Below are 13,573 nucleotides of genomic sequence, written 5' to 3' on the forward strand. Positions count from 1 at the left end.
CCACCGGTGCCGAGGCGCTGGCGAGCGCGGCGATGGAGCTGATGCCGGCAGGCTGACGCCGCACAATAAAGTGGCCGCCGGAGCGTTGGGGGCGCTCCGACGGCCGTATTCTCCTCCCCAGGAGAACTCTTTGATGCTGTGCTATTCCGAAGGCACGTAGGTGCCGAGGCGATGGTGCAGCGCGTTGATCTTGGCCAGTTCCTCGCGGTCCTCGGTCTGGCGCGCATAAGCGGTCAGCGCAGTCCGGAGCAGGCGGAAGTCGGCAGTCGAGAACAGCGCGCGTGCGCGTCCTGGCTCAGTCTTCGGAGTGTCGTCTGTCATAGTCGTCATCCTCTCTACCCTTACGCTGCGGCGAACTGGTTCATGGTGTTGTCCGCACCACCAGCCTTGAGAGCCGCTTCGCCGGCGAAGTAGTCCTTGTGGTCGTCACCGATGTCCGACCCGGCCATGTTCTGGTGCTTCACGCAGGCGATACCCTGGCGAATTTCCTGACGCTGGACGTTCTTGACGTAGCCGAGCATCGCCTGTTCGCCGAAGTATTCCTTGGCGAGATTGTCGGTGCTCAGTGCCGCCGTGTGGTAGGTCGGCAGGGTAATGAGGTGATGGAAGATGCCTGCGCGCTTTGCAGCATCGCGCTGGAAGGTGCGGATCTTCTCGTCAGCCTCGGCAGCGAGTTCGGTGCTGTCGTAGTCGACGCTCATCAGTTTGGCGCGGTCGAATGCCGAGACATCCTTGCCTTCTTCAGCCCATGCATCATAGACTTGCTGGCGGAAGTTAAGCGTCCAGTTGAAGCTAGGTGAGTTGTTGTAGACCAGCTTTGCGTTCGGAATGACCTCGCGGATACGATCGACCATGCCGGCGATCTGTTCAATGTGCGGCTTCTCGGTCTCGATCCACAGCAAGTCCGCGCCGTTCTGGAGCGAGGTGATGCAGTCGAGCACGCAGCGGTCCTCGCCGGTTCCTGCACGGAACTGGTAGAGGTTGCTGGGCAGGCGCTTGGGCGCAAGCAGCTTGCCGTCGCGGCTGATGAAGACCTGGCCATTGGTGATGCTTGCCGGATCGACCTCGTCGCAGTCGAGGAAGCTGTTGTACTGATCGCCAAGATCGCCCGGTTCGGTCGAGAAGGCGATCTGCTTGGTCAGGCCCGCGCCCAGTGAGTCGGTCCGCGCAACGATGATGCCGTCGTCAACGCCGAGCTCGAGGAAAGCATAGCGGATCGCGCGGATCTTCTGGAGGAAGTCCTCGTGCGGAACGGTGACCTTGCCGTCCTGGTGACCGCACTGCTTTTCGTCCGAAACCTGGTTCTCGATCTGCAGAGCGCAGGCGCCGGCCTCGATCATCTTCTTGGCGAGGAGGTAAGTCGCCTCTGCATTGCCGAAACCGGCGTCGATATCGGCGATGATCGGAACGACGTGCGTTTCATGCTCGTCGATCTGGCGCAGCAGGCGATGCGTGTTGACCACGTCGCCGGCCGCCTTGGCTGCGTCGAGTTCGCGGAACATCATACCTAGTTCGCGTGCGTCGGCCTGGCGCAGGAATGTATAGAGCTCCTCGATCAGAGCGGGAACCGAGGTCTTTTCATGCATTGACTGGTCGGGCAGCGGCCCAAATTCGCTGCGCAGCGCAGCAATCATCCAGCCCGACAGGTAGAGGTAACGGCGCTTGGTGCTGCCGAAATGCTTCTTGATGCTGATCAGCTTCTGCTGGGCGATGAAACCGTGCCAGGTGCCGAGCGACTGCGTGTAGTTCGCGGGGTCGGCGTCATACGCCGCCATGTCCTCGCGCATGATCTTCGCCGTATACTTGGCGATGTCGAGCCCCGTGCGGAAGCGGTTCTGTACAACCATGCGAGCAGCGCTCTCGGCATCGATGGCACCCCATGGTGCACCGTTTGCGGTGATGGTCTCGTTCAGTTCCTTGATCCGGGCCGAGTAGGTCACGGGTTTGCTCCTTGGTAAGTTCAGGCGTGATCGCCTCGCCATCCAAGTGCTATCGTCTGGCCTCGAAGGATAGGGAAATTTACAAACTTTCTTGTCTAAACTAGCCTTTCTCGGCTAATTAACCTGTAAAGTAGTCAAGAAAGTTACATATGGCGGAAGACGCTTTCTTTGCTGGACCCGCGATCCGTCGCCTGCGTAAGCGTGAGGGGCTGACTCAGGCGGCCATCGCCGCTCGCCTCGAGATATCGCCCAGCTACCTCAATCTGATCGAACGCAACCAGCGTCCGATCAGCGCGCGCGTCATAATGCGCCTTGTCGAACAGTTTGACTTCGACCCGCGTACCTTACGCGAGGACGAGGCAATCGGTGGTTTGGATGGCTTGGCGCGCAGATTCGCCGACGAGCGTTTTGCCGACCTCGGTATCGACAGGGAGGAAATGCAGGAGTTGCTCAGCGCTGCGCCGCAGGCCGCCGCCGCCTTCGCACGACTCTATGATAATGCTGCGCCCGCCAGCCTCTTGGCGGATGATCCGTTCGCTGCTTCACGCCGTGAAATCGAGCGCTGGCGCAACCATTTTGCCGATCTTGATGTCGCCGCAGAAGAGCTCGCCGATGAGATGCGCCTGTCACGCGGGGACATAGGTCTGGCGCTGGTCGACCGCCTGCGGGAACGCCACCAACTTTCGGTCCGCATCCTGCCGCAAGATGTCATGCCCGATAGCTTGCGACGGCTCGATCTCCATGCCCGGCAGGTCCAGCTGTCGGAAATGCTCAGTGCTGCCTCGCGCAATTTCCAGCTGGCCCTTCTGGTCGCGCAGCTCGAACAGCGCGACCAGATCGATGCTATCGCCAAGGGCGCCCGGTTTGAGGATGAAGCGGCGCGGGGCTTCTTCACGCGCCACCTCATGGGCTACTTCGCCGGGGCCCTGATCATGCCCTACGGTCGCTTCCTGCGTGCCTGCGAAGGGACCGGATACGACCTGCCCGTGCTATTGCGCCGCTTCGGAGTCAGTTTTGAGCAGCTCGCCCACAGGCTCACCACGTTGCAGCGCGTCGGGCAGCGCGGGCTGCCGTTCTTTATGGTCCGGGTCGATCGAGCGGGTCAGTTCTCCAAGACATTCGTGGGCGCAAGCACAGCTCGCTTCGTCAACTCCGAGGTGAGTTGCCCTCTTTGGCATGTCCATCGAGCCTTTGAGCGCGCAGGCGAACTGCAGGTGCAATTTGTTTCGCTCGATGTCGCCGGAGAACGCGAAGGAGGTTGGCTGACTATGGCGCGTACGGTTGAAGGTCGCGGTGAGCCAGGCGAGACGCAGTTCGTAGTGGCTATCGGTGTGGAGGCGGTACTGGCAGGCGAACTTGCACAGGCGAGGGGAATTTCGCTTCGCTCGGATGATGCACAACCGATCGGGCCGGGCTGCGCGAGTTGTCACCGTGTTCGGTGTAGCCAGCGATCCTTACCGCCTCATGGGCGTAAGCTCCACTTCGATACGATCCATCGGAGTGTCACCCCATTCGAGCTGGCAAAGAGCTGACCTGCCCGACACGTTTCTCGGAACCTGCTGCAAGGGGCATGCGTTCCTTCGGCCATTAGCCATCGCGAGGAGCGATCGACATGACTGAAGAACGTATTACCGAAACGAGCTCGCCTACGGGCGATACACATACCACCCACACTGTCATTTCAGATGGAGGCAGTAGCGGTTCCAGTTGGGGCATGCTTGTGGTTTTCCTGATCCTGGCGATGCTCGGTTTTGTCGTCTTCACCCAGATGAGCAATTCCGAGATTGCGAAAGACAACGCCGTTACCGAGGCAGCAAATCAGGTTGGCAACGCGGCAGAACAGGTTGGTGATGCCGCGCAGACAGCGGGAGAAGCAGTCGAGGGTGCGGTCGACCAATAAGGTGCGTCTTCGACTGGAAGGGCGGCGGGCGGGTGCCTGTCGCCCTTTCCTATGTCGGGTGTAAAGTTTACCGACGGTTCATTACCTTGTGATAGTCAAGATATCCGACACCAGCAATTTGTGAGCCGGACCGGATGATCCGACTGTTCAAGCACTACATTTCATACAACGTGGTGCTACTGTGCCTCGTGGACTTGCTCTTGCTGGCGATGTCGGGCGAGCTAGCCTGGCGTCTGCGGGTAGGGCAAATCGGGACGAGTGTGGGGGTCTTGTCTGATCGCCTCTTGGCGCTCTCCGGCTTTGCTCTTGTGATTTGGCTCGGCATGATTGCGGTGGGCACCTACGGGCCCGAAGCTTTGCGATCGGTCAGGTTCGCAATCGCCAGGATCCTTGTAGCGGTCAGCCTCGGCGTATTGGCAATCTCGTTTCTTAATTTCGTCTTGCCTGGAACGGCCTTCTGGCGATCGGTTCTGCTCTATGCGATGGTTATCGCAGTCTTCTCTCTGATCTGTAATCGGATATTGGCTAGCCGGACCCTTGGGATTGATGCATTTCGTCGGCGGATACTGGTGCTGGGAGCTGGCGCACGAGCAGAGCGTCTGCGCCAGCTTGGGACGCGACCAGGGAGCGGTTTCTCCACCGTAGCCTTCATCGACATGGGTGATGGGGAAAGAGTGGTCGAAGAAGCGGTATCGCGAGAAACGATTCAGGACCTTGGGCAATTTGTCGAACGGATCGGCGCGGGTGAAGTCGTGCTGGCGTTGCAGGAGAGGCGTAATTCCTTGCCTCTGAAGGATCTGCTCAAGGTCAAGACCAAAGGCGTTCACGTCAACGACTTCAGCAGCTTCATGGAACGGGAGACAGGGCGGGTCGATCTCGATACGCTTAATCCCAGCTGGTTGATTTTCTCAGACGGATTTTCAGCCGGCCGGCGCCTTTCCAGCATCGGCAAGCGTGCGTTCGATATCATCGCCAGCCTCTTGATCTTAGTGGTGGGTCTGCCCCTGATTGCCATCTTCGCCATCGCCGTGAAACTGGAGAGCAGTGGACCGGCCTTCTTCCGCCAAACCCGCGTGGGGCTGTACGGCCAGAATTTCGACCTGCTCAAGCTTCGATCAATGCAGACTGATGCCGAAGCCAATGGAATGAAATGGGCTGCGAAAGCCGATCCGCGCATAACACGCGTCGGTCGGATTATCCGCAAAGTCCGGATTGATGAACTCCCTCAGGTTTGGAGCGTGCTGAAGGGTGAAATGAGCTTCGTAGGCCCGCGCCCTGAAGTCCCCCACTTCGTGTCGGATCTCGAGCGTGAGTTGCCCTTTTATGCGGAACGCCATGTGGTCAAGCCCGGCATTACCGGTTGGGCGCAGATCAATTACCACTATGGCGCCAGTATCGAGGATGCGCGCCACAAACTTGAGTACGATCTCTACTACGCCAAGAACTACACTCCATTTCTCGATCTACTGATCCTGTTGCAAACCGCGCGGGTTATCCTCTGGCCAGAGGGAGCGCGGTGATGGGCTGGAGCATGACCCTTTCCTATGTAGCCTACACCGTCGGCGCGATAATCAGCGCGATTGCCGCCTTCTGGATAGCAAGCCGCGGGGATGAAAGTCGATCCGATCGTTCGCCTGCCATCGTTGCATTGGCACTCACCGCCAATTGGTGCTTCGCTGCTGCCAGCTTCCAGCCCGGACGTCCCATCGTTGAGTTGACCGAGATTGCCCGCAACCTGGCCTGGCTTTTCGTATTGTTCCGCTTGTTTGCCAACGACGGACGCGACGAGACACTGCGCTTGGTCCGACCTACTGTTCTTGCCCTGTGTTTTGTCGAGGCACTCCATTTCCTCCTGCTGCTAATCGATTTGCGTAGCCAGACGGCGGACGAAGTTTCGATGCTGGTCTTCGAAACAGCAACGCTTTTTCGCATAATGGTGGCGGTCGGAGCGCTGGTGTTGGTCCACAATCTTTATGTCGGTGCGGCCTTACCTTCTCGGAGGCTGCTAAGGTGGAACGCCGCCGCGCTTACCGGACTCTGGACCTACGATCTCAATTTCTACACCATTTCCTACATCATGGGATATCCTTCCGCAGAGTTGACTGCATTGCGGGGGTTGGCCGCCGGGATGGTGGCAATTCCCTTCGCACTCGGATTCAATCGCGCCGCTGCAGGTCTCGAATTCAAGCCGTCGCGTGCCGTGGCGTTCCGATCACTCTCACTATTAGTGATTGGTGCTTACCTCCTGCTGATGGTTGGTTTGGCCAGATGGCTCAACATGTTCTCCGCCGACCTTGCTCGACTGGTACAGGTCGGGATGGTCATTGCAGCAGGGGCTCTGGCATTGGTCTGGCTGCCGTCCGACCAACTGCGGGGCTGGTTGCGCGTCACTGCGATCAAACACCTGTTCAAGCATCGATACGATTATCGAAACGAGTGGATCCGCTTTACGCACACTGTCGGTCGGACGAGTTTCGATGAATCCAGCCTGCCTGAACGAGCGATCAAGGCCTTGGCAGATATCACCGATAGTCCCGCAGGTCTGTTGTTGATGCCGGACGAGGACGGTGCATTTCAGCTCGCAGCAAACTGGCGCTGGGATGGCCTGAAGGTTCCGGCTTTGGCAGCGCCAGGTTCCTTGGCCGCGGCACTCGAAAAGGCCGAGTTGATAGTTGACTTGGACGAGGTGCGAAGCGGTATCGATCACTATGGTGAACGCGATCTTGTGCCCGATTGGCTCCGTAATGAAGGCCGAGCATGGGCGGTTGTGCCCTTGCTGCATTTCGATCGCATAGTCGGGCTTGCCGTCCTTTCCCGACCACTGGTAGCCAGGAAGCTCGACTGGGAAGATTTTGACCTGCTTTCCGTCGTCGGTCGCCAGCTTGCCAGCTACCTGGCGGAACAGGCAGGGCAGGCGGCGTTGCTGGAAGCCGGTCGCTTCGACGAGTTCAATCGTCGCATGGCTTTTGTCATGCATGACATCAAGAACCTCTCCAGTCAGATGTCTCTCTTGCTCCGCAATGCGGAGAAGCACGCAGACAAGCCAGAATTCCGCAAGGATATGCTGGTGACGTTGCGCAACAGTGCAGAAAAGCTGAACACGCTTCTAGCGCGGCTCGGCCGCTATGGAACGCGCGATGGTACGACACGGCAACGGCTCGACCTCGCCGCGACAGCACACGCAGTCGCTGACCGCTGTGGACGAACACACCCGGTCGACCTTATCCGCAATGAAAGCGCAGTAGTCTTGTGCGACGCCGATGCGCTCGAGCAGGCACTGGTTCACTTGGTGCAAAATGCCATTGATGCGAGCGACAGCGACAGCCCCGTTGTGATCGAGGCTTACTCCGATGGGGTGAGCGGCAAGGTGCAGATCATCGATAACGGTAGAGGCATGACACCGCAGTTCCTGCGAAATGGCCTGTTCAAACCCTTTGTCTCGTCGAAAGAAGGCGGCTTCGGTATCGGCGCCTTTGAAGCGCGCGAGATCATCCGCAGTATGGGTGGTCGGCTGGATGTCGAATCCCGTGAAGGGGTAGGGACCCGCTTCACCGTAACGATCCCGCTGCAGGCAACCGACCGTCTGATAGGTCCAATGTCTGGCGCCCCAGATTATGAGAATGTGTGATGGCTAACGATAAACCCAAACTGCTGATCGTCGAAGACGACGAAGGCCTTCAGGCCCAGTTGAAGTGGGCCTATGACGACTTCGATGTGGTAATAGCAGGGACGCGTGAGGCCGCGCTTGCCGCCTTGCGGGCGGAGGCCCCTGCGGTGGTGACGCTAGATCTAGGCCTTCCACCCGACCCGGACGGGACGAGCGAAGGGTTTGCAGTGCTCGAGGCGATCATGGCGATGAAACCTGACACGAAAGTGATCGTCGCTTCGGGCCACGGTGCTCGAGAAAGCGCTCTCGATGCAATCGCCAAGGGAGCTTATGATTTTTATCAAAAGCCGGTCGATATCGATACGCTAGGTCTGATCGTGCAACGAGCCTGGCGTCTCCATCAGATTGAACGCGAGAACCGGCGTCTCGCGGAAAAAGTCGGTGAGGACCGGACCGTGCTTGGCTCCATGGTAACTGCAGCGCCTGAGATGGCGAAGGTGGCGCGGACGATCGAGCGCGTAGCGCCGACGGGCGTTTCGGTGATGCTCCTGGGTGCCAGTGGGACGGGCAAGGAACTGCTCGCGCGAGGTTTGCACGAAGCGAGCGACCGCGGGAAGGGCGCTTTCATCGCTATCAATTGTGCAGCAATTCCCGAGAACCTACTCGAAAGCGAACTGTTTGGTCACGAACGGGGCGCTTTCACTGGAGCGGTCAAGACAACTGAAGGTAAGATCGAACTGGCAGACGGCGGAACACTGTTCCTCGATGAAGTTGGAGACATCCCCCTGCCACTCCAGGTCAAGTTGCTGCGTTTTCTTCAGGAACGGACCATCGAACGCGTCGGTGGGCGCAAGCCGATCTCCGTAAATACCCGGATCGTCTGCGCTACTCATCAGGATCTCGAGGCGATGATTGCCGAGGGGACCTTTCGCGAAGATCTGTACTATCGCCTGGCGGAAATCGTCGTGAAGGTGCCTACCCTCGCGGAACGGCCGGGTGATGCGGTGCTGTTGGCCAAGCACTTCCTGACGCGCTTTGCCGCTGAGATGAATCCGCAGGTGAAGGGTTTTACCCCCGATGCACTGGCCGCAATTGATGGTTGGAACTGGCCCGGGAATGTTCGTGAACTGGAAAACCGGATCAAGCGCGCTGTCATCATGGCCGATACTAAGCTGGTCAACGCCGAGGATCTGGACCTTGATCAGCGAGGTGATGATGGTGCCGGCCTTGCGCTAAACCTGAAGACGGCTCGAGAGCAGGCCGATCGCCGCATGAACCGCCAGGCATTGGCACGTAGCGAAGGGAACATCTCGAACACGGCCAAACTGCTGGGGATCAGTCGCCCGACCTTGTATGACCTCCTGAAGCAGTATGATCTGCAGGCGTGATCACCTCGCGCTCTTGATTGCGGCGACGCTTGCCCTGTTGTCCTGCGGGGCGGCAGAGCAAAGGCCGACACCGCTTGAACGCGCGCGCGCGCACCTTGCCGCTGGTGAGGCTTACGAGGCAGAAATTCTGCTCGATCGACTGATCGCGGATGGCGCTGATCGAACGACCCTAGCCGCCTATCTTGGGGAGGCTGCGCTGGCGCAAGGTAACCTTGCGCGCGCGCGCGATTGGTTAAGTGATGAATCCTTTTCGCAAGATACGAGAGGCCTTGGCTACCGGATGCTTGGGCGACTTGCGATCGCGCAAGGCGATCTGGTTGAGGCTGGGCGAACCTTTGATCGGGCACTTGGCGTTATACCGAGCGATCCAGATTTGTGGGTCGATATCGGACGGTTGCGTTACCTTGGTGGTGAGCAATTTCAGGCGTTGGAGGCTTCCGAAAGGGCCATTCAGGTCAACCCACAGAGTGCAGCCGCGCTGCTATTTCGTGGCCAGCTGGTACGCGACTCGCAGGGCCCGATGGTGGGCGTTGCGTGGTTTGCCCGCGCTGTTGAGGTCCAGCCCAACAATTTCCCGCTCAGGGTCGAATATGCGGCATCACTCGGAGATTCAGGACGAGCGAAGGATGCGTTGAAGGTGTTGCGTGGCGCGGATGGTCGCGCAGTTTCCGATCCAAAGGGACTCTTCGTTCAAGCGGTTCTTGCAGCTCGGGCTGGCGATAACCTGTTGGCGCGGAGTCTGCTTCAGCGGTCGGACCTTGAACGGAGCGACATTCCCGCCGCGCTATTGCTGTCATCGATTATCGATCTCAGCGCTGGGAATTGCGCAAGTGCGGCCCAGACACTCGATCGGCTATACGCGAAACAGCCAGATAATAGGCGGGTTGCGGATCTCTATGCGTATGCGCTTTCCTGTTCCGGTCGGGATCGAGAGCTGGTCGACCAATTCGCAGAGCATGCGACGTCGGAAAGGGGGACACCTTACCTGCGCACCCTGGTGGCCCGCAGTTTCGAGGCCTTGGACGACCGGGTGAGCGCGGCTCGCTTTCTCGATATGGCTACGAAGCCAGTGGATGGCCTGCGCGTGTTGCCGGGTTCAATGCCCCCGCACGTGAATGTCGTTGGCGGCGCTCCAGCTGGTCTGGAAGCCCGTGACGGTATTCGAAGTGCTTTGGCAGATGGACAACCGACTGCTGCGCTAGAGCGCGCAAAAGCATTCGCACGCAGCTATCCAGGTTCCAGTGACGCCTTCGGCTTACTCGGGGATGCGCAATATGCTGCGGGAAACAAACCGGCTGCGCGAGACGCCTATCGCTACGCCGTAACTGTCAGGCGACCTTGGCCTCTCGTCTTGCGTCTTGCCCAAAGTGAACCGGATCAAACTGCCGTACGTAGCTTGGTTGAGCAGTTCGTCCGCAACAATCCCGCAAATGGAGAGGCGGCAGCCGTACTTGCCGACATCTATGCCAGGGAAGGGAAATGGGCCGAAGCGGCACAGTTGCTGGACCACGCGATGAAGCTTGGTCAGGCGCGCGTACCTTGGATTGTGGCGGCTCGCAGCGTCGCCTCGTCGAAGCTCGGCGATAAACAGGGCGCACTGGACTACGCCTTGCAAGCCCACGCGCTTCAACCGCTCAATCCGATTGCGGTTTCCACATTGATCGCGGCGCTTCCGCCTGAAGATATGGCAACTCGACATGAACTGGAGATCAAGCTGCGCTCGCTGATGAGGCGTTAGGCGCTCGACAAATATTGTCGCAAAGGCCACGGGCAGCGAATGGCCGCCAGGACAGTTCTTGCCGATCCCATGTTGCGCATGCTGGGCGCCGCGATAGTTCTGGCGGCGGCCCTGCCTGCTTCGGGTGATACGCGCGCTGTGGCGCAAGGGATCGCCAACGCGGCGATTTTCATGCTGTTCCTGCTGAACGGCTTGCGGATCGCCCGGCGCGACATCGCCGCGGGCATCGCCAACTGGCGGTTTTTGCTGCCACTCGTGTTGTGGGTTTTCGGAGCCATGGCACTTGCCGGGCTGTGCTTGTCGATGCTCGGCAACTCGCTGGTTCCGCCGATGATCGCGCTCGGCTTTCTCTACCTTGGGGCATTACCGTCTACCGTCCAGTCGGCGACGTCCTACACGTCTCTCGCGCATGGAACGGTGGCCCTATCGGTGGTTAGCGCCGCCCTGCTCAACATCATCGGAGTCTTTGCCAGCGTTCCGATCTTCATTGCGCTGGGCGGTAGCGGTGAGGGCGCAATCGGCGGTGACGCGGTGGTCAAGATCTTTACGATCCTGGTCCTTCCTTTTGCCATTGGCCAAGCTTTTCAGGTGCGAGCCGCCGAAATTACCGCGCGGCATAAGCACCGGATCGTTTGGATTGACCGCTTCATCATCGCGACCGCGGTCTATGTCGCTTTCTCGGGTGCCGTCGAACAGGGAATCTGGACCCGGGTGGATGCCGCCAGTTGGATTGGCATCATGGTGTTGATCGCAGTGTTCCTTGCCATTGGACACTGTGGTGCATGGGTGTTCGGCCAAATGCTCGGACTACCGCGCAGTGATCGAATCGCCTTTCTGTTTGCCGGTGCGCAGAAGAGCGCCGCAGTTGGCGCGCCGCTGGCGACCATCCTGTTTCCCCCGACTGTTGCCGGATTCGTTGTCGTGCCGCTGCTACTCTACCACCTGTTTCAGCTGGTTTTGGCAGCTCCGCTTGCTAGCCGGCTAGCTCGCCCGCGTCGTCCGGATGCCGGCGATTATACCGGACCGACCACGCAAGGCTGAGCCCGATAAGGATCGCGCCAATCAGGCCGGTGATCGTTTCGGGAATGTGGAACTTGGCCGTCAGCAACATGATCACACCAAGTACGATGATTGCCCAAAACGCTCCGTGCTCAAGAAAGCGGTAGGCCGCCAAGGTACCCTTGCGAACCAGGTGGATCGTCATAGAGCGAACGAACATCGCCCCGATCGAGAGGCCGAGTGCAATCACAATCATGTTGTTCGAGAGTGCAAAGGCCCCAATCACACCGTCGAAACTGAAGCTGGCATCAAGGACGTTGAGGTAGAGAAACCCACCAAGGCCGCTTCGCATTACCGACCCCTGCAGCCGATGCGACTCTTCCTTCATTTCAAGCATGGCGCTGATACCTTCGACGGCGATGAAGGTCACAAGACCCAGAATTCCGGCGATCAGGAAAGTTAGCGCCTCTGCTGGTTCCAGCAGTTCTGAAATGCCCCAGAGTGCCAAGAGGAGTATCGCAATCTCGGCCGCGGGAAGGGCGGCGAATTTGCTCAACTGCTCTTCGATCCAGCGGATCCAGTGAATATCCTTCTCCAGGTCGAAAAAGAACTTCAGCCCGACCATGACGAGGAAGGCACCACCGAAACCGGCAATTCCAACATGCGCACTCGATACCATGCGCTCGTATTCATCAGGCTGGTTGAGCGAGAGGTTGATGGTTTCTATCGGGCCAAGGCCCGCCGCAATTGCAACGATTGCGAGTGGAAAGACAACGCGCATCCCGAAAACCGCAAAAGCGATGCCCCAGGTCAGGAAGCGCTGTTGCCAGACTTCGTCCATTTCCTTGAGGACCGATGCGTTGACCACTGCGTTGTCGAAACTGAGTGAGATTTCGAGAACCGAAAGGACCAGTACGATCCACAAGAGTGAGGCCGTTCCACCGATCGACCCTGTGCTCATCCATCCATACCACGCCGCCAGCGCCAGGCAGACGAGGGTAAAGGCGATGGCGAAGCCATAGTAGCGGACGAGCGTAGCCACGATCGATTCAATCCTTGGGTTGGTAAGTCTGGTCGGCGCTGGGGAAGCTGCGATTGCGCACCTCTTCCGCATAGCTCGCCACCGTGTTCCCAATGATGCCGGCGATATCTTCGTACTTCTTTACGAATTTGGGAACGCGCTCGAACATGCCAAGCATGTCTTCAGTGACCAGGACCTGCCCATCACACTGGGATGAAGCGCCTATCCCGATCGTTGGGCAGGCTACCGAGCGGGTCACTTCGATCGCAATCGGTTCTACCACGCCTTCGATTACGATGGCGAACGCCCCGGCATCGTCGAGTGCCTTGGCATCACCGACGATTGTCTCTGCCTCTGCATCGGTGCGTCCGCGCGCCGCATACCCACCAAGTACATTCACCGCTTGCGGGGTCAAACCCACATGGCCCATTACCGGAATCCCGCGCTGGTTGAGGAAGGCGACGGTTTCAGCCATCGGCGCCCCGCCTTCGAGCTTCACTGCAGCCGCACCGGTTTGTTTGACCAGATAGGAAGCGCTTTCGAAAGCCTGTTCCTTCGATGCTTCGTAGGATCCGAACGGCATATCGACCACGACCACTGCGTGATAACTGCCGCGCACCACTGCGGCGCCATGCGCGGCCATCATTTCGAGCGTCACGGGTACGGTCGATGGCAGACCGTAGATAACCTGGCCCAGTGAGTCTCCAACGAGGAGGATGTCGCAGTGCTGATCGAGCAACTGGGCCTGACGTGCGGTGTAGGCGGTCAGCATGACCAAAGGCTCGCCAGTTACTCCGTCGGTTTTGCGCGTGCGGATCTTCGGCACGGTCAGGCGCTTCATCGGACGCGGTGTCGGATTGGCGCGAGAGGTCGTGGTTTCGAGCTGGAAGGTCGTTGACATGCCTTGTCTTCTAGACGCCACGTTTATGAGGGGAAAGCCCGCAGTTTGCGCCTTGTAATGACTCGAGGTTCCGCTAGCT

General features: G+C 59.0%; 11 protein-coding genes and 1 pseudogene. 8 read left to right on the plus strand and 4 right to left on the minus strand.

The genetic code is table 11. The features are described from left to right. Nucleotides 1-141: 141 nt before the first annotated feature. Complete coding sequence (locus AAFM29_RS11360; protein WP_219956247.1) at nucleotides 142-321, minus strand: hypothetical protein; 180 nt, start codon at nucleotides 319-321, stop codon at nucleotides 142-144. A 20-nt stretch (nucleotides 322-341) separates the two neighbouring features. Further along, a complete protein-coding gene (locus tag AAFM29_RS11365) occupies nucleotides 342-1,940 on the minus strand; it encodes an isocitrate lyase (RefSeq protein ID WP_341712914.1) in 1,599 nt (532 codons plus the stop codon). Nucleotides 1,941-2,089: 149 nt separating this feature from the next. Between AAFM29_RS11365 and AAFM29_RS11370 the strand changes: the two genes are divergently transcribed. From AAFM29_RS11370 to AAFM29_RS11400, 8 genes and pseudogenes are all read left to right on the plus strand, one after another. Next, nucleotides 2,090-3,472 carry a short-chain fatty acyl-CoA regulator family protein gene (locus AAFM29_RS11370; RefSeq protein WP_341712915.1) on the plus strand — a complete coding sequence of 461 codons (1,383 nt, stop codon included), beginning with the start codon at nucleotides 2,090-2,092 and terminating at the stop codon, nucleotides 3,470-3,472. An 80-nt stretch (nucleotides 3,473-3,552) separates the two neighbouring features. Further along, nucleotides 3,553-3,840 carry a hypothetical protein gene (locus AAFM29_RS11375; RefSeq protein ID WP_341712916.1) on the plus strand — a complete coding sequence of 96 codons (288 nt, stop codon included), beginning with the start codon at nucleotides 3,553-3,555 and terminating at the stop codon, nucleotides 3,838-3,840. 134 nt (nucleotides 3,841-3,974) lie between these two features. After that, nucleotides 3,975-5,360, plus strand: a complete 1,386-nt coding sequence (locus tag AAFM29_RS11380) for a TIGR03013 family XrtA/PEP-CTERM system glycosyltransferase (protein WP_341712917.1) — start codon at nucleotides 3,975-3,977, stop codon at nucleotides 5,358-5,360. Next, on the plus strand, nucleotides 5,360-7,468 hold the full coding sequence (gene prsK, locus AAFM29_RS11385; RefSeq protein ID WP_341712918.1) for an XrtA/PEP-CTERM system histidine kinase PrsK: 2,109 nt from the start codon (nucleotides 5,360-5,362) through the stop codon (nucleotides 7,466-7,468). The genes AAFM29_RS11380 and prsK overlap by 1 nt, the downstream gene beginning before the upstream one ends. Next, nucleotides 7,468-8,835 carry a PEP-CTERM-box response regulator transcription factor gene (gene prsR, locus AAFM29_RS11390; protein ID WP_341712919.1) on the plus strand — a complete coding sequence of 456 codons (1,368 nt, stop codon included), beginning with the start codon at nucleotides 7,468-7,470 and terminating at the stop codon, nucleotides 8,833-8,835. The genes prsK and prsR overlap by 1 nt, the downstream gene beginning before the upstream one ends. Continuing rightward, a pseudogene (locus tag AAFM29_RS18100) lies at nucleotides 8,819-9,061 on the plus strand (hypothetical protein); the annotation flags it as partial. The gene prsR and the pseudogene AAFM29_RS18100, both read left to right, overlap by 17 nt. A 147-nt stretch (nucleotides 9,062-9,208) precedes the next feature. Continuing rightward, nucleotides 9,209-10,573: a tetratricopeptide repeat protein gene (locus AAFM29_RS11395; RefSeq protein ID WP_341712920.1), complete on the plus strand. Its 1,365-nt coding sequence runs from the start codon at nucleotides 9,209-9,211 to the stop codon at nucleotides 10,571-10,573. 39 nt (nucleotides 10,574-10,612) lie between these two features. Further along, nucleotides 10,613-11,614, plus strand: a complete 1,002-nt coding sequence (locus AAFM29_RS11400; RefSeq protein WP_341712921.1) for a bile acid:sodium symporter family protein — start codon at nucleotides 10,613-10,615, stop codon at nucleotides 11,612-11,614. On the opposite strand, the gene AAFM29_RS11405 is transcribed toward AAFM29_RS11400, so the two are convergent. Beyond that, nucleotides 11,547-12,614 carry a DUF475 domain-containing protein gene (locus AAFM29_RS11405; protein WP_341712922.1) on the minus strand — a complete coding sequence of 356 codons (1,068 nt, stop codon included), beginning with the start codon at nucleotides 12,612-12,614 and terminating at the stop codon, nucleotides 11,547-11,549. The two genes, AAFM29_RS11400 and AAFM29_RS11405, sit on opposite strands and share 68 nt — an antisense overlap. Nucleotides 12,615-12,621: 7 nt before the next feature. Next, nucleotides 12,622-13,494 carry a 3-methyl-2-oxobutanoate hydroxymethyltransferase gene (gene panB / locus AAFM29_RS11410; RefSeq protein WP_341712923.1) on the minus strand — a complete coding sequence of 291 codons (873 nt, stop codon included), beginning with the start codon at nucleotides 13,492-13,494 and terminating at the stop codon, nucleotides 12,622-12,624. Nucleotides 13,495-13,573: the final 79 nt, after the last annotated feature.

The organism is Erythrobacter sp., from assembly GCF_038133525.1.
In the GTDB taxonomy this organism is placed as follows: domain Bacteria; phylum Pseudomonadota; class Alphaproteobacteria; order Sphingomonadales; family Sphingomonadaceae; genus Qipengyuania.